Here is a 23,396-nt window from a genome sequence, read left to right as displayed (position 1 = left end):
CCGCGCTTTTAGCGCGGCTTTTTTATGGGCGCAGGAATGTCCAGCGACATCGCCGCCGGTAAACGGCTCGCCAGCGCATCTATGGCCATTCTTACCCTCAGGGGCAGGTACGGCGTCTGTTGCCAGACGGCATGGACGTCAAAATGGACATCCGGCGCCTGCTTAAAGAGCGGGACAAGCTTTCCCTGATGAATTTCTTTGATGGCCATCCAGCAGGGGAGCCAGGCAATGCCGTGCCCGGTCACCGCCGCGTCGCAGATGGCCTGCAAATCATCCATATTGAGTGATGACCGCGGCGTAAACGTGCGCGGCGTTCCGTCGCTGTCCATAAGCTGCCAGGATAGCACGCGGCCTGCGCGCAGATAGTTAATGGCCGCGTGCCGGGATAAATCATCCACAGCGTCTGGATGACCTCTTTTTTGCAGATAGTCGGGCGAGGCGCACAGGACCATGCGGTGTTCTCCGAGCTTTCTGGCCACCAGCACGCTGCTGTCCTGCAGCGTGCCGTTACGAACCGCCATATCGAAGCCTTCCTCGACCAGATCCACCACGCGGTCGCTGAACGACATTTCAAGCTCAAGCCCAGGGTGTTCCTGCGCCAGTTCAATCAGCAGCGGCGCGACGCACTGGCGTCCAAACAGCACCGGCATGGCAACACGAAGCCGACCGTTGATCTGATGTTTCCCCGTTTCCAGCAGGGATTCCGCGCTCCTGATCTCCTCCAGCGCGCGCAGGCAGCGCTCGTAGAACAGGGCGCCGTTATCGGTGAGCCGCTGGCTGCGGGTGGTGCGCTGAAACAGCCGCACTCCCAGACGTTCCTCAAGTCGAGCAATGCTTTTACCCACCGCAGAGCGCGACAGGTGCAGGCGAACTGCGGCCTGCGCAAAGCTTCCTGCCTCCACGGCAGCGACAAAAACAGGAATATCTTTCAGCGTATCGGTCACGGTTTGTATCCATTCAGGCGTCAATGAAGAGAAAACTTATCGCCACTGGTGACGAGGAGTCAACGGTAGACTGTCATTACTGAAGCTTATCTGATGGCAGGAGAAAAAAATGACAGAGACAATGCAGCGCTGGTCAATGAACGCCCTCGGGCGCGAGAATCTCAAACTCATTCATGAATCGGTTCCACAGCCAGGCCCCGGTGAGGTTCGCGTACGGGTAAATGCCGTTGCGCTCAACTATCGCGATAAAATGGTCATCGAAGGCACGATGCCGATTCCGCTTTCCTTCCCGTTCACTCCGGCGTCTGACATGGCGGGCGTGGTGGACAGCGTAGGTGAAGGTGTCACGCGTTTCAAACCCGGCGCTCGCGTCATTTCAACCTTCTTCCCGGAGTGGATCGACGGCAAGCCGCAGGCAGACGCGCGTGATTTGCCCTACAAAACGTCCGGCGGCTATTTCCAGGGCATGCTGGCCGAATATGTGGTTGTAAATGAAAACGCGCTGGTGGCCTCTCCGGAAACTCTGAATGACGCAGAGGCCAGCACGTTATCCTGCGCAGGGCTTACCGCCTGGTTCGCGCTGGTGGAGCGGGGTCAGCTCCGCGCCGGGCAATCGGTGCTGGTACAGGGGACGGGCGGCGTGGCGATTTTCGCCCTGCAAATTGCAAAAGCGCACGGCGCAGAGGTTATTGTCACGTCCGGGAGCGATGAAAAGCTGGCGCTCGCCAAAAAACTGGGCGCCAGTCAGGGCGTCAACCGCCTGAAAAGTGACTGGGCTGAAGAAGCATTGGCGCTGACTCAGGATCGCGGCATCGACCATATTATCGAAACCGTAGGTGGGGAAAACCTGAAGCATTCCCTGCGTGCCGTTGCCGTTCACGGGCGTATCTCCGTCATTGGCGTGCTGGCCGGGACTGACATTTCACTGCCTGCTGGTGAGCTGCTGCTGAAATCCCCCGTCATTCAGGGGATTGGCGTGGGACACCGCCGGGCGCTGGAGGATTTCGTCCGCGCTGTTGACGTCACGGGACTGAAGCCGGTGATTGAGCATCGCTACCGTTTTAACGAGCTTGAACAGGCCCTTGAACATCTGGATCGCGGCGCATTCGGTAAAATCGTTCTCATCCGCGAGTAAGTCGTCGTTCCCCGGGATAAGCGTAAAAGGGGTGTTTCTGTTGCGCAATGTAGCTCTATTTTTGTGTGCTTAATCGCGTTAGCATGAGGTAGCACTCATTTATCCCGGGGAACTCATGGCTATCAAACTCATTGCAATCGATATGGACGGCACGCTGCTGCTGCCAGACCACACTATCTCTCCTGCCGTTAAAAACGCGATCGCCGCCGCACGAGCGAAGGGCGTGAATGTGGTTCTGACCACGGGGCGTCCATATGCGGGCGTACACAGCTACCTGAAAGAGCTGCACATGAATCAGCCGGGCGATTACTGCATCACCTATAACGGCGCGCTGGTGCAGAAAGCCGCAGACGGCAGCACGGTTGCGCAAACTGCGCTGAGCTATGATGACTACCTGTTCCTCGAAAAACTGTCCCGTGAAGTGGGCTCCCACTTCCACGCGCTCGATCGCAATACGCTCTACACCGCCAACCGCGATATCAGCTACTACACGGTGCATGAATCCTACGTTGCGACCATTCCGCTGGTATTCTGTGAAGCCGAGAAAATGGATCCGGCGACGCAGTTCCTGAAGGTGATGATGATCGACGAGCCGGAGATCCTGGATAAAGCCATCGCGCGCATTCCGGCGGAGGTAAAAGAGAAGTACACCGTGCTGAAAAGTGCGCCGTACTTCCTCGAAATCCTCGATAAACGCGTCAATAAGGGCACCGGCGTGAAATCACTTGCTGATGCGTTAGGGATTAAGCAGGAAGAAATCATGGCGCTCGGCGACCAGGAAAACGACATCGCGATGATTGAATTCGCGGGCGTTGGCGTGGCAATGGATAACGCCATTCCTTCGGTGAAAGAGGTGGCTGATTTCGTCACCAAATCCAACCTGGAAGACGGCGTTGCCTACGCGATCGAAAAGTTTGTGCTGTAGTAACGCTTATTTTCAATCATCAGCCCCGGTTATCAACCGGGGCTTTTTTTGCCCTGAATTTATCGAATTGTTCTTTTTGTGATCTTGATTGTAGTACAACATTAATTGATTGTACTACATTGTCACCACGGCAAAGACGAATGGCCTCACGTTTGTACTGCAAAAGTGAGGCGAAATTCAGCGGTCGCGGTAAAGTAGTGATGGACATACAGAGCACAAGGACTCTCCATGACACTCAATAAAACCGATCGCATCGTTATTACGTTGGGCACCCAAATTGTGGGCGGTAAATACGTTCCCGGTTCGCCGCTCCCCGCAGAGGCTGAACTGTGCGAGGAGTTTGAAACCTCGCGCAACATCATCCGGGAAGTGTTCCGCTCGCTGATGGCGAAGCGGCTGATTGAAATGAAGCGCTATCGCGGCGCGTTTGTTGCTCCGCGCAACCAGTGGAACTACCTCGATACCGACGTGCTGCAGTGGGTGCTGGAAAACGACTACGACCCGCGGCTTATCGGCGCGATGAGTGAAGTTCGAAACCTGGTGGAGCCGGCAATTGCGCGCTGGGCGGCGGAACGCGCGACCTCCGGTGATTTGGCCCAGATTGAATCGGCTTTAAACGACATGATCGCCAATAACCAGAACCGGGAGGCGTTCAACGAGGCGGACATTCGCTACCACGAAGCGGTGCTGCAGTCGGTGCATAACCCGGTTTTACAGCAGCTTAGCGTGGCGATCAGCTCGCTACAGCGAGCGGTATTTGAACGTACCTGGATGGGTGATGAGGCCAACATGCCAAAAACTCTCCAGGAACATAAAGCGCTGTTCGATGCGATACGGCATCAGGACGGCGATGCGGCAGAGCAGGCGGCGCTTACCATGATTGCCAGCTCGACACGAAGGCTGAAGGAAATCACATGACATCTCGCTACATCGCAATTGACTGGGGATCGACCAATCTGCGCGCCTGGCTTTATCAGGGCGAGCAGTGCCTGGAGAGCAGGCAATCAGAAGCAGGCGTGACGCGCCTGAACGGTAAATCCCCCGAGGCGGTGTTAGCAGAGGTCACACAAAACTGGCGCGACAGCGCCACGCCGGTGGTAATGGCGGGAATGGTGGGCAGTAACGTAGGCTGGAAAATTGCACCTTATCTGCCGGTTCCCGCCCATTTCTCTGCTATTGGCGAGCAGTTAACGTCCGTTGGCGACAATATCTGGATTATTCCCGGTTTGAGCGTCTCTCGCGACGATAACCACAACGTGATGCGCGGCGAAGAGACGCAGCTGCTTGGCGCGCGCGCTCTCTCTCCTTCTTCTGTCTACGTCATGCCCGGCACGCACTGTAAGTGGGTCCAGGCTGACGCTGAGCAAATCCACGAATTTCGCACCGTAATGACCGGCGAGCTGCACCATTTGCTGCTCAACCATTCGCTGGTCGGGGCCGGTTTACCTGAGCAGGAATCCTCGTCAGAGGCGTTTGCCGCCGGGCTTGAACGTGGGATCGCCTCCCCTGATGTGTTGCCGCAGCTTTTTGAGGTTCGCGCCTCGCACGTGCTGGGACTTCTCCCGCGCGAGCAGGTCAGCGAGTTTCTCTCCGGCCTGCTGATTGGCGCAGAGGTCGCCAGCATGCGTGAGTTCATCGCGCACGAGCAGGCCATTACGATTGTCGCAGGCGCATCGCTAACGTCGCGCTACGAACAGGCATTTCGCGCCGTTGGGCGTGATGTTTCGACGGTATCCGGCGACACGGCATTTCAGGCAGGAATAAGGAGCATCGCTCATGCAGTGGCAAACTGATCTTCCCCTTATCGCGATTTTGCGCGGCATCACGCCCGATGAGGCGTTAGACCACGTCGGCGCGGTTATCGACGCCGGATTCGACGCGGTAGAAATCCCGCTCAACTCGCCCGACTGGGAAAAAAGCATTCCGGCCGTGGTGGAGGTTTTCGGCGATAAGGCGCTGATTGGCGCAGGCACCGTGTTACAGCCTGAGCAGGTCGATCGGCTGGCAACGATGGGCTGCAGGCTTATCGTCACGCCGAATATTCAGCCTGAGGTGATCCGCCGCGCGGTGGGTTACGGCATGACGGTCTGCCCGGGCTGCGCCACCGCCACGGAAGCCTTTACTGCCCTTGATGCGGGCGCGCAGTCGCTCAAAATTTTCCCGTCATCGGCTTTTGGACCGGACTACATCAAGGCGTTGAAAGCGGTATTGCCCGCCAGCGTGCCGGTCTTTGCCGTGGGCGGCGTAACGCCAGAAAACCTGGGCCAGTGGATGAGCGCTGGCTGTGTGGGCGCAGGGTTGGGTAGCGATCTTTATCGTGCCGGACAGTCCGTGGAACGTACCGCACAGCAGGCGGCAGCATTTGTGAAAGCGTATCGAGAGGCAGTGAAATGAAAATAACCAAACTCACCACGTACCGTTTACCCCCGCGCTGGATGTTCCTGAAAATCGAAACCGATGAAGGGGTTGTAGGCTGGGGCGAACCGGTGATTGAAGGGCGCGCGCGCACCGTTGAAGCGGCAGTACACGAGCTGGGCGAATACCTGATTGGTCAGGATCCGGCGCGCATTAACGACCTGTGGCAGGTGATGTACCGCGCGGGCTTCTACCGCGGTGGTCCGATCCTGATGAGCGCCATCGCCGGTATCGACCAGGCGCTGTGGGATATCAAAGGTAAAGTGCTTAACGCGCCGGTATGGCAGCTTATGGGCGGCTTGGTGCGCGACAAAATCAAAGCCTACAGCTGGGTGGGCGGCGACCGCCCTGCGGAAGTGATCGACGGCATCACGCAGTTGCGCAATATCGGCTTTGACACCTTCAAGCTCAACGGCTGCGAAGAGATGGGCGTTATCGACAATTCGCGTGCGGTAGACCGGGCGGTCAATACCGTGGCGCAAATTCGTGAAGCCTTCGGCAACGAGATTGAGTTTGGCCTGGATTTCCACGGCCGCGTCAGCGCGCCGATGGCCAAAGTGCTGATCAAAGAGCTGGAGCCGTATCGCCCGCTGTTTATCGAAGAGCCGGTGCTGGCCGAGCAGGCGGAGTACTATCCGAAGCTGGCTGAACAGACCCACATTCCTATCGCGGCGGGTGAACGTATGTTCTCGCGCTTCGAGTTTAAACGCGTACTTGAAGCGGGCGGCATAGCGATCCTGCAGCCGGACCTTTCTCATGCGGGCGGCATCACCGAATGCTACAAAATTGCCGGGATGGCAGAAGCTTACGATGTGGCGCTGGCGCCGCACTGCCCGCTCGGCCCAATCGCGCTGGCGGCCTGCCTGCACGTCGACTTCGTCTCCCGCAATGCGGTGTTCCAGGAACAGAGCATGGGGATTCACTATAACAAGGGCGCGGAACTGCTCGATTTTGTGAAAAATAAAGAAGACTTCTGCATGGAAGGCGGTTTCTTTAAACCGCTTACGAAGCCGGGCCTTGGCGTGGAAATTGACGAAGCTAAAGTCATTGAGCTGAGTAAGAATGCGCCGGACTGGCGAAACCCGCTGTGGCGTCATGAGGACGGCAGCGTAGCGGAATGGTAATCGCCATCCCGTAGACCCGGTAAGCCTCCGGGCAAAAATCATACATACAAAAATATAACCCTCTGTAAATTACAGGGCATGGTGAGCGGCTTCGCTATGCCCAAAATCTGGAGACAGATTGCGATGGATATTCCAGTTACCGCTACAAAAATCGGGCGTCGCCGCTACCTGACGCTGATGATGATCTTTATTACCGTGGTCATTTGCTATGTTGACCGCGCCAACCTTGCCGTGGCATCGGCCCATATTCAGGAAGAGTTTGGCATCACCAAAGCGGAAATGGGCTACGTCTTCTCGGCGTTTGCCTGGTTGTATACCTTATGCCAGATCCCCGGCGGCTGGTTTCTTGACCGCGTGGGTTCACGTCTGACCTACTTTATCGCCATATTAGGCTGGTCCGTGGCGACCCTATTCCAGGGCTTCGCCACCGGGCTGATATCGCTGATTGGCCTGCGTGCCATCACCGGGGTTTTCGAAGCGCCCGCGTTTCCGACCAACAACCGTATGGTGACCAGCTGGTTCCCGGAACATGAGCGCGCGTCCGCCGTTGGTTTTTACACCTCTGGCCAGTTTGTCGGCCTGGCGTTCCTGACGCCGCTGCTGATCTGGATCCAGGAGCTGCTGAGCTGGCACTGGGTGTTCATCGTCACCGGCGGGATTGGCATTATCTGGTCGTTAATCTGGTTCAAGGTCTACCAGCCGCCGCGTCTGACCAAAAGTATCACCAGGGCCGAGCTGGACTACATCCGCGACGGTGGCGGTCTGGTGGATGGTGATGCGCCGGTGAAAAAAGAGGCGCGCCAGCCGCTGACCAAAGCGGACTGGAAGCTGGTCTTCCACCGTAAGCTGGTGGGCGTTTATCTGGGTCAGTTCGCGGTTACTTCTACGCTGTGGTTCTTCCTCACTTGGTTCCCGAACTACCTGACCCAGGAAAAGGGGATCGCGGCGCTAAAGGCGGGCTTTATGACCACCGTGCCGTTCCTCGCCGCATTTTTCGGCGTGCTGCTCTCCGGCTGGCTGGCCGATAAGCTGGTGAAAAAAGGGTACTCGCTGGGCGTGGCGCGTAAAACGCCGATTATCTGCGGCTTGCTGATCTCAACCTGCATCATGGGTGCCAACTACACCAACGATCCGGTGTGGATTATGGCCCTGATGGCGGTGGCGTTCTTTGGTAATGGTTTCGCCTCTATCACCTGGTCGCTGGTGTCGTCCCTTGCGCCGATGCGGCTGATTGGCCTGACTGGCGGTGTGTTCAACTTTGTCGGCGGACTGGGCGGGATCACCGTACCGCTGGTCATCGGCTACCTGGCGCAGGACTACGGCTTCGGCCCGGCGCTGGTCTACATCTCTGCCGTGGCGCTGATCGGGGCACTCTCCTACATCCTGCTGGTGGGCGATGTGAAACGAGTAGGCTAATCCCTGCGGATGTTTTACCCTGATGCACTCACCGTGCATCAGGGTATCCTCATGAAACAAATCACCTTCGCTTCCCGCAACCACCAGCTGACCAACATCAATACCTGGACGCCGGACAGCCAGTGGCTGGTCTACGACGTGCGCCCGTCAGGCGCGTCATTTACCGGCGAAACCGTTGAGCAGGTCAACGTCGTTACGGGCGAGGTGGAGGTGGTTTATCGCGCTACTGACGGCGCGCATGTCGGCGTGGTGACCGTTCATCCGGCACAGGACACATACGTCTTTATCCACGGTCCGAAAAACCCGGATGCTGACTGGCACTACGATTTTCATCATCGTCAGGGTGTGATTGTGCATCACGGTCAGGTGAGCAACCTGGACGCGATGGATATCACCGCGCCTTATACCGCAGGCGCGCTGCGCGGCGGCAGCCACGTGCACGTCTTTAGCCCGAACGGGCAGTTCGTCAGCTTTACCTATAACGACCATGTTTTACATGAGCGCGATCCGAAGCTCGATTTACGCAACGTCGGCGTGGCGGCACCGTTTGGCCCGGTGAACCCGCAGGGGAATCATCCACGTGAATATTCAGGCACGTTCTGGAGCGTGCTGGTCAGCCGTACAACACCCAACCCGCAGCCGGGCGGCGATGAAATTAACCGCGCCTACGAAGAGGGCTGGGTGGGCAACAACAGGCTGGCATTTATCGGCGACACCCTCTCCGCGCAGGGCGAAAAAGTGCCTGAACTGTTTATTGTTAACCTGCCAGAAGACGAGCAGGGCTGGAAACGAGCGGGCGATGCGCCGCTGCAGGGCACCCCAGACACCCTGCCAGCGCCGCCTGCCGGGGTGAAGCAGCGTCGTCTGACCTTTACCCACCAGAGGGCTTACCCGGGTCTGGTGAACGTGCCGCGTCACTGGGTGCGCAGTAACCCCCAGGGGACGCAAATCGCGTTTCTGATGCGTGATGATAACGGCATTGTGCAGCTGTGGCTGATCTCTCCTGAGGGCGGCGAGCCGCGCCAGTTGACGCGCACCGGGAGCGGTATTCAGTCTGCGTTTAACTGGCACCCTTCCGGGAACATGCTGGGATTTGTGCTTGAAAACCGAATCGCCTGCTGTGACGCGAAGACTGGAGAAGTGACGTTTTTGACGTCCGATCACGGCAATCCGCCGTCTGCTGATGCGGTCGTGTTTTCCCCGGACGGGCGCTTTATTGCGTGGATGCAAGAGACGGGCGGTTTCCGTCAGCTTTGGGTAACGGAAACCGCGAAGGACTAGCGCGGCGGCATCTCGGCGGGCGGGATAACGGCGTTTGTCGCCAGATTTTCCTGCTCGCTTTTCTCTACCCGTGAGCGCACGGAATCGTCTTTACGGAATACATCCCACGGCAGCAGAAGCGTATCCGCCACTGCTGTAAAGGGCATATCCAGGATAACCAGGGATTTGGTGCCCCAGTTCGTATCGTCATCGGAGATCATCGCCGCGCTGGCGCGCGTCCCCGGATATGTTCCTTCTTTACCGCCGGTGTGAGACATCACGCTCGAACACCCGCAAAGTAAAACCACCCCGCTGAACGTCGTCAGCTTTATCAGAACATTTTTCATCATCACTCAGTCATCGTTAATGGCACTGCATAGACCTGCAACTCAGGGTTATAGCGAGCCTTATCCGAAATGAATAGCCCGATAACCCCGCACTGTGGCAGCCATCGCAATTTAACCCTTTGTGCTGTTGTCCCAGAGTCTATGCGACAACCAGCAAAGTGCAAAAAAATCTCGATTAAATAGTCTTGAAAAGCCCGGTTCCAGACCCATTTTAAGAATGTGACCCGATAACGAACACGCCTGATGGGTGCTCGGGGGCGCAAAGGCCTGTCCATGGTGGAAGGCTACAATTTCTCGCTGATTTCAGGAGTATTATCTATGCGTAACTTCGATCTTTCTCCGCTATACCGTTCTGCAATTGGTTTTGACCGCCTGTTTAACCATTTAGAAAATAACCAAAGCCAGAGCAACGGCTACCCTCCATACAATGTTGAGCTGGTTGACGAAAACCACTACCGCATCGCCATTGCCGTCGCCGGTTTTGCAGAAAACGAGCTGGAAATCACCGCGCAGGACAACCTGCTGGTGGTGAAAGGTTCCCATACGGCCGAGCAGAAAGAACGTACCTACCTTTATCAGGGCATCGCCGAGCGCAACTTTGAACGCAAGTTCCAGTTAGCCGAGAACATTCACGTTAAAGGCGCGAACCTGGTTAACGGCCTGCTGTTTATCGAACTGGAACGCGTGATTCCGGAAGAGAAAAAACCGCGCCGTATCGAAATTAACTAATTACGCGGGTCGCGCGAGCGGCCCACCCGGACTTGCTTGCCGTAACGGGAGCATATGCGAATCCATCAGGATTTGCAGGAACAACTGTGCACAAAATTAAACTGTGCCGAACTCGCTTCTCAGAAGGAGATTTAGTATGCGTAACTACGATTTATCCCCCCTGATGCGTCAGTGGATTGGTTTTGACAAACTGGCTAATGCCCTGCAAAGCACCACCGAGCAACAGACATTTCCGCCGTACAACATTGAAAAAAGCGACGATAACCACTATCGCATCACCCTTGCGCTGGCCGGGTTCCGCCAGGAAGATCTGGATATCCAGCTTGAAGGCGCGCGCCTGACCGTGAAGGGTACGCCGGAAAAACAAGAGACCGAAACCCGGTGGCTGCATCAGGGTCTGGTTAATCAGCCGTTTAGCCTGAGCTTTACCCTGGCAGACCATATGGAAGTGTCCGGTGCGACGTTTACCAACGGGCTGCTGCATATCGACCTTATCCGTAACGTGCCGGAAGCCATCGCGCCGCAGCGTATCGCCATTAGCGAGCGGCCGGCGTTGAACAGCTAATCCGCTTTACTCACAGACTGCACAAAGCCCTGCCCCGGCAGGGCTTTTTTGTGCGCCATCGCCCATACAACCGCATCCGGCTCTGAGAAAATCCTTGTTATAACTAAGGTTATGCCAAGGATGTGGATCATGAGTGATATCGCGTTAACCGTCAGCGTGTTGGCCCTGGCCGCGGTTGTAGGGCTATGGATTGGCAATATCAAAATCCGTGGCGTCGGGTTTGGGATTGGCGGGGTGCTGTTTGGCGGCATTTTTGTCGGGCATTTTGCTGACAAGCTCGGGCTGGTTCTCAGCGCCGATATGCTCCACTTTATTCAGGAGTTCGGCCTGATCCTCTTCGTCTACACCATCGGGATTCAGGTAGGGCCGGGCTTTTTCGCTTCCCTGCGCGTCTCCGGGCTACGGCTCAATCTGTTTGCCCTCGGCATTGTGGTGATGGGCGGGCTGGTCACCGCGATCCTGCACAAAATCTTTGCTATCCCCCTGCCCGTGGTGCTGGGCATTTTCTCCGGGGCGGTTACCAACACGCCAGCGCTCGGAGCCGGGCAGCAAATTCTTCGCGATTTGGGCATTGAACCCGGCATTGTCGACCAGATGGGGATGAGCTACGCCATGGCCTATCCGTTTGGGATTTGCGGCATTCTGCTCTCCATGTGGCTGGTCCGCGTCCTGTTTCGCGTTAACGTCGACAAAGAGGCGAAGGATCACGAAACCACGCTCACCAACGGCCACATGCCGATCAAAACCATCAACATTCGCGTCGATAACCCCAACCTGAACAATATGGCGATTCAGGACGTACCGATTCTGAACAGCGCCAATATTATCTGCTCCCGCCTTAAGCGCGACGACGTGCTGATGGTGCCTGCGCCCGGCACGATGATCCAGCAGGGTGACCTGCTGCACCTGGTCGGCCAGCCGGGGGATTTGAACAACGCGCGGCTGGTGATTGGTCAGGAAGTGGATACCTCGCTTTCAACCCGCGGCACCGATATGCGCGTAGAGCGTGTTGTGGTGACCAACGAGCACGTTCTGGGCAAGAAAATACGCGATCTGCAGGTAAAAGAGCGCTACGACGTGGTCATCTCCCGCCTCAACCGTGCGGGCGTCGAACTGGTTGCCATCCCGGAGGCCAGCCTGCAGTTCGGGGATATCCTCAACCTGGTCGGACGCCCGTCGTCCATCGATGCCGTGGCGGATATGGTGGGCAACGCCCAGCAAAAACTGCAGCAGGTGCAGATGCTGCCGGTGTTTATCGGCATCGGGCTTGGCGTGCTGCTCGGCTCTATTCCGCTGTACGTGCCGGGCTTCCCGGTGGCGCTCAAGCTCGGCCTGGCGGGCGGGCCGCTGATTATGGCGCTGATCCTCGGGCGTATCGGCTGTATCGGGAAGCTCTACTGGTTTATGCCGCCGAGCGCTAACCTGGCGCTGCGCGAGCTGGGCATCGTGCTGTTCCTGGCGGTTGTCGGGCTGAAGTCCGGCGGGGATTTTGTCGATACCCTGGTCAAGGGCGAAGGGATGAGCTGGGTCGGCTACGGCATCTTTATCACGGCGATCCCGCTGCTGACGGTGGCAATCCTGGCGCGGATGTTCGCCAAAATGAACTACCTGACGCTGTGCGGCATGCTGGCGGGCTCCATGACCGACCCGCCAGCGCTCGCTTTTGCCAACAACCTGCACGCCACCAGCGGCGCGGCCGCGCTCTCCTATGCCACCGTCTACCCGCTGGTGATGTTCCTGCGCATCATCACCCCGCAGCTACTGGCGGTGCTGTTCTGGGGGATGGGTTAACAGCTCTTCCGGGTGGATGCGCCGCAGATGGTAGTCCACCTGGTAATCGCTGGTATTTCGGAACATCACGGAATAATTGAGGAACTCGCCGCTGTCGCTGTAGGAGAGAGAGGTAATGCGCAGCAGCGGCGTCTGTTCCGGCAGATTCATATAACCGGCCAGCTGTTTATCTGCCAGCACCGGCGTCAGGCTCTCGTAGTTGCCGCTGATGGTGATCCCGCACTCCTTCTCAATGTAATCAAACTTAGACCCCTCAAGATGCGCCAGCGACAGGTTGCGGAACAGCTTCACCGGCATAAAGCTGTCTTCCAGCATCAGCGGCTTTCCGTCCACGTAGCGCACCCGCCGTGAAAAGTAGATCCGCTCATCCACCTGGATCCGCAGCTGGCTGGCGATGGCGGGCGGGGCGGGCATCACTTCGAACTGCAGCACCTTGCTCTGCACCTCTTTTCCCTGCTGACGCAGCACCTCCACCAGCCCGGTCAGGTTAGTGGTTTCGTGGTGAACGTCTTTGCGCGAGACAAACGTTCCGCTGCCGTGCCGGCGCTCAACCAGCCCCCAGCTCACCAGCAGATCCAGCGCCTTGCGGATGGTCATGCGCGCCACGCCAAACTCCTGCGCCAGCGCTTTTTCACCAGGCAGCGGGCTGCCGATGTTGTAGTCCGATGAATTCAGCCGCAGCCGCAACCTGTCAGCAATTGATTTGTAGATCACCAGTAGACCTCTCTGCCCTTATCAGGGCGTGGAATGCGTCCTGACATGTCCATATTTAACTCAAAAAGTAGACCTGACTGGTCAAAATAAAACCATGAATGCGATCACGAATCGCAGCGGCACGCCATGTTCGTACATCAGTAAGTTCTTATGCTCACCTCAGGCCAGCACAAAACCATAAAGGCCTCTACCCCTACAGGTTGTTACGTGAGGATTTAAAAATGCTCAGTCAAATACAACGTTTTGGCGGTGCCATGTTTACCCCGGTGTTGCTGTTTCCGTTTGCCGGGATCGTGGTGGGAATCGCCATCATGCTTCGCAACCCGCTGTTTGTCGGCGAAGCCTTAACCGCCCCCGATCATCTTTTCGCGCAGATCGTTCACATCATTGAAGAGGGCGGCTGGGCGGTGTTTCGCAATATGCCGCTGATTTTTGCCGTCGGCCTGCCGATTGGGCTGGCGAAGCAGGCCCAGGGCCGCGCCTGCCTGGCGGTGCTGATTAGCTTCCTGACCTGGAACTACTTCATTAACGCGATGGGGATGACCTGGGGCCACTTCTTTGGCGTCGACTTCTCCGCCGAACCAACGGCGGGAAGCGGGCTGGCGATGATTGCCGGGATCAAAACACTCGATACCAGCATCATCGGTGCCATCGTGATCTCAGGCATCGTCACCGCCATCCACAACCGCTATTTCGACAAGCCGCTGCCGGTCTTTCTGGGGATTTTCCAGGGCAGTTCGTTTGTCGTTATCCTCGCGTTCTTCGTGATGATCCCCTGTGCCTGGCTGACGCTGCTGGGCTGGCCGAAAGTGCAGATGGGCATCGAATCCCTGCAGGCGTTCCTGCGCTCTGCCGGTGCGCTGGGCGTGTGGGTGTATACCTTCCTGGAACGCATTCTGATCCCAACTGGCCTGCATCACTTCGTCTACGGTCCGTTCATCTTCGGCCCGGCGGCGGTGGAGGGCGGTATTCAGGTCTACTGGGCGCAGCATCTGCAGGAATTCAGCCAGAGCACCCTGCCGCTGAAGACCCTCTTCCCGGAAGGTGGCTTCGCGCTGCACGGCAACTCAAAAGTGTTTGGCTCGGTCGGGATTGCCTTCGCTATCTGGTACACCGCGTCGCCAGAAAATCGCGTCAAGGTGGCGGGCCTGCTGGTTCCGGCCACGCTCACCGCCGTGCTGGTGGGCATTACCGAACCGCTTGAGTTCACCTTCTTGTTTATCTCGCCGCTGCTGTTCGCCGTGCACGCCGTGCTGGCGGCCACCATGGCGACGGTGATGTACGCCTTCGGCGTCGTGGGGAATATGGGCGGCGGCCTGCTGGACCAGTTCCTGCCGCAAAACTGGATCCCGATGTTCCATAACCATGCCTCGATGGTGTTCACCCAGATCGGCATTGGCGTCTGCTTCACCGGCATCTACTTCGTGATCTTCAAAACGCTGATTGAGCGTCTGAACCTGAAAACGCCGGGCCGGGAAGAGAGCGAAATCAAACTCTACAGCAAGGCCGACTATAAGGCGGCGCGCGGGCAAACCACCGCCCCGGCGGCGGCCAGCCAGCAGGTTGGGCAAGCCGCCGGATTCCTGCAGGCGCTCGGCGGCGCGGCCAACATCGAAAGCATCAATAACTGCGCCACCCGCCTGCGTATCGCACTGGTGGATATGGCGAAAACCCAAAGCGACGACGTCTTCAAAGCCCTGGGCGCACACGGCGTAGTGCGACGCGGCAACGGCATCCAGGTGATTGTCGGCCTGCACGTTCCTCAGGTGCGTGACCAGCTGGAATCGCTGATGAAAACCCCTTTAACAAATGAACAAACCACCCTGACAGAGGCTATATCATGAAAAAATTCTCAGTTGTCATTGCAGGCGGCGGCAGCACCTTTACGCCTGGTATCGTCCTGATGCTGTTAGCCAACCGTGACCGTTTTCCGCTGCGCGCCCTGAAGTTCTATGACAACGACGGCGCGCGTCAGGAGACCATCGCCGAAGCGTGCAGAATCATCCTTAAGGAGCAGGCCCCGGAGATTGAATTCAGCTACACCACCGATCCAAAAGCGGCGTTTACCGATGTCGATTTCGTGATGGCGCACATCCGCGTGGGAAAATACCCGATGCGCGAAAAAGATGAAAAAATCCCGCTGCGCCACGGCGTGCTGGGCCAGGAAACCTGCGGACCGGGCGGTATCTCTTACGGCATGCGCTCTATCGGCGGCGTGCTGGAGCTGGTGGATTATATGGAGCAGTACTCCCCGAACGCGTGGATGCTGAACTACTCCAACCCGGCGGCGATTGTCGCGGAAGCCACGCGCCGCCTGCGTCCGAACGCTAAAATCCTCAACATCTGCGATATGCCGATCGGCATTGAAGGGCGCATGGCGCAGATTGTCGGCCTGAAGGACCGCAAAGAGATGCGCGTGCGCTACTACGGCCTGAACCACTTCGGCTGGTGGACGTCGATTGAAGACCTGAACGGCAACGATCTGATGCCGAAGCTGCGCGAATACGTGGCAAAAAACGGCTATGTTCCGCCTTCGGAAGATGCGCATACCGAAGCGAGCTGGAACGATACCTTTGCCAAAGCTAAAGACGTGCAGGCGCTGGATCCGGATACCATGCCGAACACCTACCTGAAGTATTACCTCTTCCCGGACTACGTGGTCGCGCATTCCAACCCGGAACGGACCCGCGCCAATGAAGTTATGGATCACCGTGAGAAGCATGTGTTCAGTTCCTGTCGGGCGATTATCGAAGCCGGCAACTCCGCCGCCGGTGAGCTGGAAATCGACGAACATGCGTCGTACATCGTCGATCTGGCGACTGCGATTGCCTTTAACACCCAGGAGCGGATGCTGCTGATAGTACCAAACAACGGTGCCATCCATAACTTTGACGCCGACGCGATGGTGGAGATCCCGTGCCTGGTGGGCCATAACGGACCGGAGCCGCTTACGGTGGGCGATATTCCGCACTTCCAGAAAGGGCTGATGAGCCAGCAGGTGGCGGTGGAAAAACTGGTGGTGGATGCCTGGGAGCAGCGCTCGTACCAGAAGCTCTGGCAGGCCATTACCCTGTCGAAAACCGTGCCGAGCGCCTCCGTCGCGAAAGCGATTCTGGATGACCTGATCGAGGCCAACAAAGAGTACTGGCCAGAGCTGCATTAATCGTCCTGACCGGCATCGCCCGATGCCGGTCTCCTTGTCCTTGTCGATTTACGCTATGCTGAAGCCTGCCCGTAGCACGACAAGGAACCTCCATGAAAATTTCCCGCCTCGGCGAAGCGCCGGACTACCGCTTCTCTCTGGCTAATGAACGCACGTTTTTAGCGTGGATCCGCACCGCACTGGGCTTTCTGGCCGCAGGTGTCGGCCTTGACCAGCTCGCCCCCGATTTTGCCACGCCGCTGATTCGTGAAGTGCTGGCGCTGCTGCTGTGCCTGTTCGCGGGCGTGCTGGCGATTTACGGCTACCTGCGATGGCTGCGCAATGAGAAGGCGATGCGCCTGAAGCAGGATCTGCCCTATACGCGCGGGTTACTCATCATCAGCGTGATTCTGCTGGCGGTGGCGGGCGTGGTGATGGGGCTGGTGTTCTATGGCGGATAGCCGCAAAGCGCGACGCGAAGCGGACCCCGGCCTGCAGCCGGAGCGGACGTCGCTGGCCTGGCTGCGCACGCTGCTGGGATATGGCTCGCTGATTGCCCTGGCGATTAAGCACAACTGGCACCGAACCGGGGTGCCATTCTGGATCTCTATTATTGTGCTGGCGCTGGTGGCCATCATTTTATGGCGCTATACCCGCAGCCGTAACCTGATGGACGTGGCGCAGAACGATTTTGTACAGCCGAAAGCGGTGCGGGATAAGTTCCTGATTGCGCTGGCTGTTCTCTCGCTGTCGCTGCTGTTTGCGGTAACCAATATTCAGCAAATTTTGAGCCTGTAAGCCCGGTGGCGGCTTAATTACTTCCCTTTAGCCAGATACTTCGCCATCTCGTCTTCCGGCACCATGCCGCCGCCGGTTGCCCACACCAGGTGGGTAACGTTGGTATGCGAATGAACGCGCAGCGGCCCGGCCATCCCCGCCAGCGCTGAAGGCTCAAGGCGGATCCCTTCCTCCTGCGCCAGCCAGCCAAGCATGTCGTACATGCTCCGATCGGAAAGCGTATAGAACCCGTCGAGCAGGCGCTCCATCGCGCGGCCCACAAAGCCGGACGCGCGCCCAACCGCCAGACCGTCCGCCGCCGTCACGTTATCAATGCCCAGATCCTGCACTGCAATCGCATCATGCAGGCCGGTGTAAACGCCCAGCAGCATGCACGGCGAGTGCGTTGGCTCCGCGAAGAAGCAGTGCACGTTATCACCAAAGGCCAGCTTCAGGCCAAACGCCACGCCGCCAGGCCCGCCGCCTACGCCGCACGGCAGATAGACGTACAGGGGATGATCCGCATCCACCACGCGGCCCTGTTCGGTGAACTGCGCTTTCAGGCGCTCGCCCGCCACCGCATAGCCCAGGAACAGGGTGCGGGAATTCTCATCGTCAATGAAGAAGCAGTTCGAATCGCTTTCCGCCGCTTTGCGCCCTTGCTCCACCGCCACGCCGTAATCCTGCTCATATTCCACGACGATGACGCCGTGGCTGCGCAGCCTGGCTTTCTTCCACTCGCGGGCGTCGGCGGACATATGGACCGTCACCTTAAAGCCGATGCGTGCGCTCATTATGCCAATGGATAACCCCAGGTTGCCGGTGGAGCCCACGGCAATGCTGTACTGGCTGAAGAAGGCCTTAAAGCGTGGCTCCAGCAGAATGCTGTAGTCGTCTTCGGTGGTCAGCAACCCGGCGTCCAGCGCCAGTTTTTCCGCGTGGGTCAGCACCTCATAGATGCCGCCGCGCGCTTTAATCGAGCCGGAAATCGGCAGGTGGCTGTCTTTTTTCAGCAGCAGCGTGCCGGGAATGGATTTGCCAGATTCTCTCTCCAGCCGCGCCTGCATTGCCGGAATGGCGACCAGTTCAGATTCAATAATCCCACCCGTTGCCGCCGTCTCCGGGAAGGCTTTCGCCAGATACGGCGCGAAGCGGTTGAGGCGCGCGTGGGCGTCGTCCACGTCGGCTTTGGTCAGCCCGACATAGGGTAACCCTTCCGCCAGCGTGGTGGTGCGCGGGTTAAGCCAGGTGGTTTCTTTCAGGGCAATCAGATCCTCAACCAGAGGAAACTGTGCGGTTAAAGTGGTGATAGTTGCGTTTTCCATAATATGTCTCTTCGCGCTCAGATAATGAAAGAAAGCAGGAATGTGCCGCCAAGTGCAAGCACCGAGGCGATAAACGTCGCCGTCGTATAGTATTTGAAGGTCTCATTCAGGGTCGCGCCGCAGTATTGCTTCACCAGCCAGAAGAGAGAATCGGTCACGATCGTGCAGCCAATGGCGCCGGAACCGATGGCAATGGTGATGATCTCCGGGCTGACGTTCGGGTAGAGCGGCAGCATCGGCGCGACGATGGCCGTGGCGCCCATCATCGCGACCGTGGCGGAGCCTACGGCGGCATGCAGCACCAGCGCCACCAGCCAGGCGAGCAGGATAGGGTGCATGTGCAGGTTCGAGAGAATTTGCGCCAGCGAGTCCGCCAGTCCGCTGGTTTTCAGGATGGCGTTGAACGCGCCGCCCGCGCCGATAATCAGCAAAATGTTGGCGATAGAGCCAAAGCCGTGCTCGGTGTGCGTCAGCATCGCGCCCATGCCCATGTGCTGGCGGATGCCCAGCAGGTAGTAGGCGACAAACACGGCGATAAACATGGCGGTGATCGGGTTGCCGATAAACTCCAGCAGCGTATACAGCGTGCCGTCTTTTGCCATATTCAGTTCAGCGATGGTCTTCACCAGCATCAGGGCAATCGGCAGCAGCACCGTAAACAGCGTGGCGCCCAGCGACGGCAGGGTATGCTCCTCCCGCACCTTCAGGTCTGAAAATTCCGCCGGAACCGGTTTAAAGGGCAGACGATTGCCGAGCAGCTTCAGGAACAGCGGGCCGCCGACCAGAGAGGCCATCAGGCCGACCATCAAACCGTAGACAATGACCGTTCCAACGTCCGCCCCTAATTTATTGGTCACAAACAGCGCGGCCGGATGCGGCGGCACCACGCAGTGCACCGCCATCAGCGCGGTACAGAGCGGAATGGCCAGCTTGAGCAGCGACGTGTGGGTCTTTTTGGCGATGGAAAACGCCAGCGGTATCAGCAGGACCACGCCCACTTCCACGAACAGCGTAATGCCGCAGATCAGGCCCACCAGCACCATAATCACGTCTGCTGACAGCCAGCGGCAGCGCTGCAACGTAATCCCGATGCGCTCTGCCGCGCCGGAAACCTCCATCATCTTGCCGAGAATGGTCCCAAGACCAATCACGGCCGCCAGGAAGCCCAGCGTGCCGCCAATCCCACTCTCAATGGCGTTTACCATATCCAGCGGGCTCATTCCCATCATTGCGCCGACGAAAAAGCTCGCCAGCAGCAGCGCGAGGAACGGGTGAAACTTTAGCTTAACGATGGTTAAAACAATCAACACAATGCTGACCAGCAGCGTTGCCACAACCCAGACCTGAGATCCCATATCTCACCTCACCCTTATGTCATCTGGGGGTATTGGACGAAAAAGCGGCGTGGGCTGACAAACGATATAAATTGGCGTTCAGGTGAGCCAGATTGAATCAACTGAGTGACTGCGCTCTAAAAAACGCACTTAAACCGCATTAGGTTCACATATATTCACCCTTAAACAGTATGCTGAGCGCAGAAACCACGCGTGAGAATTGTGATGACCGATGCAAATGAAGCCAGAAACCGGCTGCTCAACGGCTGGCAGCTGTCGAAAATGTACACCTTTGAAGTGGCGGCTCGACATGAATCCTTCGCGCTGGCGGCGGAGGAGCTGTCGCTCAGCCCCAGCGCGGTGAGCCACCGCATCAACCTGCTCGAAGAAGAGCTCGGTATTCAGCTGTTTGTCCGTTCGCACCGTAAAGTCGAGCTGACGCAGGAGGGAAAGCGCATTTACTGGACGCTAAAATCGTCCCTCGACACCCTGAATCAGGAGATCCTGGACATCAAAAACCAGGCGCTGTCCGGCACGCTGACGGTCTACTCCCGGCCGTCGATCGCTCAGTGCTGGCTGGTACCCATGCTGGGCGATTTTACCCGCCGCTATCCGTCGATTTCGCTCACCGTCCTGACCGGCAATGATTACATCAATATGCAGCGAACGGGGGTCGATCTGGCGCTCTATTTCGACGATACGCCGCCAAACCATCTGTCTCATCACTTCCTGATGGACGAAGAGATTTTGCCCGTCTGCTCGCCGCAGTATGCCCGCGAGCATGAGCTGTTGAAAAACCCCGATAACCTTAGCCACTGCACGCTGCTGCACGACCGTCAGGCCTGGAGCAATGATTCCGGTACGGATGAGTGGCTGAGCTGGGCGCAGCACTTTGCGGTGAATATGCCGCCATCGTCGGGTATTGGTTTCGATCGTTCCGACTTAGCGATTATTGCGGCCATCAACCACGTCGGCGTCGCGATGGGGAGAAAGCGGCTGGTGCAAAAACGGCTTGAACGAGGCGAACTGATCGCCCCGTTTGGTGACAAGACCCTGAAATGCCATCAGCACTACTATGTTTCGACGCTTTCGGGCCGACAGTGGCCGAAAATAGACGCCTTTATCGGCTGGCTGAGAGAACTGGCAGGTTGAAGAATTATTACGCTTTCGCGCTACACCAAATGTGAAAAAGCATGCTAAATACAGGTAATGCTTTCGATTTATCCAGGGTAAACCGTGTTAAAGCCTCTTATAGCGACCGCGTTACTGATCTCTTCCGGCTGGGCCATTGCCGCTGAGCCGCCGCTGACGGCTGCCCGTTATGCGCAGCAGCTTGGCGTCGGGATGGATGTGGACTGGGCGCGCACCGAGCGCGGCATACGCGAGTTCGACCCGCTGGTGGTTCGCGATTTTCGCGCAAAAGGCATTACCCACGTGCGCATTCGCGTGGCCGATGAGCCGACGGAAGCGCGGCTGATCCACCTGCGCAAGCTGGTGGAAGCCTGCGAGCAGTATGGCGTGATCCCGATTATCGCTTATCAGGCCGATGAATATAAAAACGACCCCAAAGCCGATAACGAGAAAGAGACGATCAACTGGTGGATTGCCGTGGCGCACTATTTCGGCCAGAGCTATCCGCAGCTGGGTTTTGATCTCATTTATGAGCCAGCCGACAAGCTTAACCACAACCTCGCGTCGTTAAACCGCGTGTATGAAAAAACCATTAAAGCGATCCACGACATCGACCCGCAGCGCATGATTTTCATTGCGCCGCGCCTGCGTGCCGCGCCGGAAGATTTATCCGGCCTGAAGCTGCCTGCGCACAGTCAAAACTACCTGCTGGCGGAGTGGCATATTTTCCCGTGGGGGCCGCTGAAAAATAGCGGTAAATACCCGTGGACGTCCGGCACGGCGGCGGAGAAGGCGGCTATCCGTAACCGCATCAGCACCGCGCTGCGCTGGCAGCAAAAAACCGGGCACCTCAGTTGGGTCGGGGGCTGGGGCGTGGGGGAGTCAAACCACCTCACGCCAACCGCTTCGCAAATGGCCTTCGCCACCTTTATGGCCTGCGAGCTGCAAAAGGCGAAAATCCCGTATGCGCTTAACGCGGATTTCCAGTTTTATGACGGGGAAGAGGGGGCCTGGCGGCCTGCGCCGGAGCCGTTATTGCAGGCGATGATTGCGCCCGTCTGTGAAAAGCCCGGCGAGAAGCCGGGCCATCATGCGGTTAAACCGGCTGCTCGTGATGCGGAACGCGCGACGCCAGCGGCAGCCAGCACAGTAAAATCAACAGCCCCATTAGCGTCATCAGCAGGCCCAAACTAGCCTGCCCGGTCTGCGGCATCATGGCCGAGAGCCAGGCCAGCGCGCCGGAACCGATGTTCTGCAAACCGCCCACCAGCGCGCCCGCCGTGCCGGCGAGGAACGGGAACGGCTCCATCGCGCCGCTGGTGGCGAGCGGGAACAGCATTCCCGCGCCGAAGAAGAACAGCGCCGCCGGAATCAGCAGCGTCCAGACGGTCATCACGCCAAACAGCCCCGGGATCCACATCATCAGACCCGCCAGCAGGCAGCTGATCACGGCCTGCCACATCAGGGTTGAAAAGCGCTTGTTCTGACGCCCGGCAAACCACGCGCCAAAGAACGCCGCCGGGATTGGCAGAATAAACAGAATGCTCACCACCATGCTGCTCAGGCCTAGACCCGCGCCCAGCAGCACGCCGGAGCAGGCTTCGAACACTGCAATACCTGCCAGGCCGCCGATCAGCATCAGCAGGTAGCAGGTAAACGCGCCGTTGCCGAACAGCGTCTTATAGCTTGTGAGAAGCTTCGTGCGCGGCGCGTCTTTTGGGCGGGTTTCCGGCATCCAGCGCGCCATGCTGAAGGTGACAATTACGCAGAGCACCAGCAGGAAGGCGTAGCAGGCGCGCCAGGACCACATTGTGTCCAGCAGGCCGCCAATCAGCGGAGCGAGAAGCGGGCTGACCAGAATGCCCATATTTAACAGGCTGTTGGCGTGGCGGAGCTGGGTGCCCTGATACATATCGCGCGGTAAAGTTCGCGCCATCACCCCGCCGACACCCGTCCCAACGCCCTGCAGGGCGCTGGCGGCAATCAGTACGGTCAGGCTGTGGGTGGTAATGGCAATCACCGTCGCTACCATGAAAATGCTCATGCCCACCAGGATCACCGGGCGACGCCCGACGCGGTCGGAGAGCGGGCCGTAGAAGAGCTGTGAAACGCCATAGGTCAGCAGGTAGGCTGCCATCACGCTCTGCACCGCGCCTTCGCGGACGTTCAGTTCCTTTGCCATGTCGGCAATCGCCGGAATGTAGATGGTTTGCGCCATCTGACCGACGGCCACCAGTAACACCAGCATCAACAATAAGTTAACGTTCCTTTGCTTTTTCATGTCGCTGAATACTTTTGCCAAAAGAGAGAAATGAAGAATAA

General features: G+C 58.0%; 23 protein-coding genes and 1 other annotated feature. Of the genes, 17 read left to right on the top strand and 6 right to left on the bottom strand.

Annotated elements, in window-relative coordinates; all coding sequences use genetic code 11:
* Window positions 1–8: 8 nt before the first annotated feature.
* A complete protein-coding gene (locus IM291_RS17665; RefSeq protein ID WP_045630889.1) occupies window positions 9–944 on the bottom strand; it encodes a LysR family transcriptional regulator in 936 nt (311 codons plus the stop codon).
* Between the two features lie 109 nt (window positions 945–1,053).
* Between IM291_RS17665 and IM291_RS17660 the strand changes: the two genes are divergently transcribed.
* From IM291_RS17660 to IM291_RS17625, 8 genes are all read left to right on the top strand, one after another.
* Entirely contained in the window at window positions 1,054–2,079 is a 1,026-nt protein-coding gene (locus IM291_RS17660; RefSeq protein WP_049001546.1) for an NAD(P)-dependent alcohol dehydrogenase, read from the top strand.
* A gap of 115 nt (window positions 2,080–2,194) precedes the next feature.
* Window positions 2,195–3,004: a sugar-phosphatase gene (yidA, locus tag IM291_RS17655; protein ID WP_049001544.1), complete on the top strand. Its 810-nt coding sequence runs from the start codon at window positions 2,195–2,197 to the stop codon at window positions 3,002–3,004.
* A 228-nt stretch (window positions 3,005–3,232) separates the two neighbouring features.
* Complete coding sequence (gene dgoR, locus IM291_RS17650; RefSeq protein ID WP_003861109.1) at window positions 3,233–3,922, top strand: D-galactonate utilization transcriptional regulator DgoR; 690 nt, start codon at window positions 3,233–3,235, stop codon at window positions 3,920–3,922.
* Window positions 3,919–4,797 carry a 2-dehydro-3-deoxygalactonokinase gene (locus IM291_RS17645; RefSeq protein ID WP_192971856.1) on the top strand — a complete coding sequence of 293 codons (879 nt, stop codon included), beginning with the start codon at window positions 3,919–3,921 and terminating at the stop codon, window positions 4,795–4,797. The genes dgoR and IM291_RS17645 overlap by 4 nt, the downstream gene beginning before the upstream one ends.
* Complete coding sequence (locus tag IM291_RS17640) at window positions 4,781–5,398, top strand: 2-dehydro-3-deoxy-6-phosphogalactonate aldolase (RefSeq protein WP_028014939.1); 618 nt, start codon at window positions 4,781–4,783, stop codon at window positions 5,396–5,398. The genes IM291_RS17645 and IM291_RS17640 overlap by 17 nt, the downstream gene beginning before the upstream one ends.
* Window positions 5,395–6,543, top strand: coding sequence for a galactonate dehydratase (gene dgoD / locus IM291_RS17635; protein ID WP_028014940.1), 1,149 nt, complete (start codon window positions 5,395–5,397; stop codon window positions 6,541–6,543). Before IM291_RS17640 ends, dgoD begins: the two co-directional genes overlap by 4 nt.
* Window positions 6,544–6,621: 78 nt before the next feature.
* Window positions 6,622–7,959: an MFS transporter gene (locus tag IM291_RS17630; protein WP_080351061.1), complete on the top strand. Its 1,338-nt coding sequence runs from the start codon at window positions 6,622–6,624 to the stop codon at window positions 7,957–7,959.
* Window positions 7,960–8,010: 51 nt separating this feature from the next.
* Complete coding sequence (locus tag IM291_RS17625; RefSeq protein WP_192987413.1) at window positions 8,011–9,240, top strand: DUF3748 domain-containing protein; 1,230 nt, start codon at window positions 8,011–8,013, stop codon at window positions 9,238–9,240.
* Here the strand turns inward: IM291_RS17625 and IM291_RS17620 are convergent.
* The gene (locus IM291_RS17620; RefSeq protein ID WP_014881914.1) at window positions 9,237–9,569 is read right to left on the bottom strand and encodes a YceK/YidQ family lipoprotein; all 333 of its coding nucleotides are present in this window, start codon (window positions 9,567–9,569) and stop codon (window positions 9,237–9,239) included. The genes IM291_RS17625 and IM291_RS17620 overlap by 4 nt on opposite strands.
* 250 nt (window positions 9,570–9,819) lie before the next feature.
* Window positions 9,820–9,891: a sequence feature (ROSE (Repression Of Heat Shock gene Expression) occurs in the 5'-region of heat shock genes and acts as an RNA thermometer to modulate expression.), on the top strand.
* Here IM291_RS17620 and ibpA point away from each other — a divergent pair.
* From ibpA to IM291_RS17605, 3 genes are all read left to right on the top strand, one after another.
* On the top strand, window positions 9,885–10,295 hold the full coding sequence (gene ibpA, locus IM291_RS17615; RefSeq protein WP_008500162.1) for a small heat shock chaperone IbpA: 411 nt from the start codon (window positions 9,885–9,887) through the stop codon (window positions 10,293–10,295). Its footprint overlaps the feature before it by 7 nt.
* A gap of 136 nt (window positions 10,296–10,431) precedes the next feature.
* Window positions 10,432–10,860 carry a small heat shock chaperone IbpB gene (ibpB, locus tag IM291_RS17610; RefSeq protein ID WP_048999173.1) on the top strand — a complete coding sequence of 143 codons (429 nt, stop codon included), beginning with the start codon at window positions 10,432–10,434 and terminating at the stop codon, window positions 10,858–10,860.
* Between the two features lie 129 nt (window positions 10,861–10,989).
* Complete coding sequence (locus IM291_RS17605; RefSeq protein ID WP_063943335.1) at window positions 10,990–12,651, top strand: putative transporter; 1,662 nt, start codon at window positions 10,990–10,992, stop codon at window positions 12,649–12,651.
* Here the strand turns inward: IM291_RS17605 and IM291_RS17600 are convergent.
* Window positions 12,619–13,365 carry a GntR family transcriptional regulator gene (locus IM291_RS17600; protein ID WP_192971854.1) on the bottom strand — a complete coding sequence of 249 codons (747 nt, stop codon included), beginning with the start codon at window positions 13,363–13,365 and terminating at the stop codon, window positions 12,619–12,621. The genes IM291_RS17605 and IM291_RS17600 overlap by 33 nt on opposite strands.
* 221 nt (window positions 13,366–13,586) lie before the next feature.
* On the opposite strand from IM291_RS17600, the gene IM291_RS17595 reads away from it, so the two are divergent.
* From IM291_RS17595 to IM291_RS17580, 4 genes are all read left to right on the top strand, one after another.
* Window positions 13,587–15,209 (top strand): alpha-glucoside-specific PTS transporter subunit IIBC, encoded by a 1,623-nt coding sequence (locus tag IM291_RS17595; protein WP_192987411.1) that lies wholly within the window; start codon window positions 13,587–13,589, stop codon window positions 15,207–15,209.
* Window positions 15,206–16,528, top strand: a complete 1,323-nt coding sequence (locus tag IM291_RS17590; protein WP_045260840.1) for a 6-phospho-alpha-glucosidase — start codon at window positions 15,206–15,208, stop codon at window positions 16,526–16,528. The genes IM291_RS17595 and IM291_RS17590 overlap by 4 nt, the downstream gene beginning before the upstream one ends.
* Before the next feature lie 92 nt (window positions 16,529–16,620).
* Window positions 16,621–16,968, top strand: a complete 348-nt coding sequence (locus tag IM291_RS17585; protein WP_028014948.1) for a YidH family protein — start codon at window positions 16,621–16,623, stop codon at window positions 16,966–16,968.
* The gene (locus IM291_RS17580) at window positions 16,958–17,305 is read left to right on the top strand and encodes a DUF202 domain-containing protein (protein WP_192987410.1); all 348 of its coding nucleotides are present in this window, start codon (window positions 16,958–16,960) and stop codon (window positions 17,303–17,305) included. The genes IM291_RS17585 and IM291_RS17580 overlap by 11 nt, the downstream gene beginning before the upstream one ends.
* A 17-nt stretch (window positions 17,306–17,322) precedes the next feature.
* Here the strand turns inward: IM291_RS17580 and dsdA are convergent, their stop codons facing one another.
* A complete protein-coding gene (dsdA, locus tag IM291_RS17575) occupies window positions 17,323–18,609 on the bottom strand; it encodes a D-serine ammonia-lyase (RefSeq protein WP_192987408.1) in 1,287 nt (428 codons plus the stop codon).
* A 17-nt stretch (window positions 18,610–18,626) separates the two neighbouring features.
* Window positions 18,627–19,964, bottom strand: a complete 1,338-nt coding sequence (dsdX, locus tag IM291_RS17570; RefSeq protein ID WP_028014951.1) for a D-serine transporter DsdX — start codon at window positions 19,962–19,964, stop codon at window positions 18,627–18,629.
* A gap of 204 nt (window positions 19,965–20,168) precedes the next feature.
* On the opposite strand from dsdX, the gene dsdC reads away from it, so the two are divergent.
* Both dsdC and IM291_RS17560 read left to right on the top strand, forming a co-directional pair.
* Entirely contained in the window at window positions 20,169–21,095 is a 927-nt protein-coding gene (gene dsdC / locus IM291_RS17565) for a DNA-binding transcriptional regulator DsdC (RefSeq protein WP_192987406.1), read from the top strand.
* An 84-nt stretch (window positions 21,096–21,179) separates the two neighbouring features.
* On the top strand, window positions 21,180–22,268 hold the full coding sequence (locus IM291_RS17560) for a cellulase family glycosylhydrolase (RefSeq protein WP_192987404.1): 1,089 nt from the start codon (window positions 21,180–21,182) through the stop codon (window positions 22,266–22,268).
* Here IM291_RS17560 and emrD read toward each other — a convergent pair.
* Entirely contained in the window at window positions 22,171–23,355 is a 1,185-nt protein-coding gene (gene emrD / locus IM291_RS17555; protein WP_049137210.1) for a multidrug efflux MFS transporter EmrD, read from the bottom strand. The two genes, IM291_RS17560 and emrD, sit on opposite strands and share 98 nt — an antisense overlap.
* Window positions 23,356–23,396: the final 41 nt, after the last annotated feature.

The sequence above is a fragment of the Enterobacter cloacae complex sp. P27C genome (assembly GCF_014895705.1).
GTDB classification, from domain to species: domain Bacteria; phylum Pseudomonadota; class Gammaproteobacteria; order Enterobacterales; family Enterobacteriaceae; genus Enterobacter; species Enterobacter bugandensis.
Note: the sequence above shows the minus strand (reverse complement) of the source record. Positions and strands in the feature narration are given on the sequence as shown.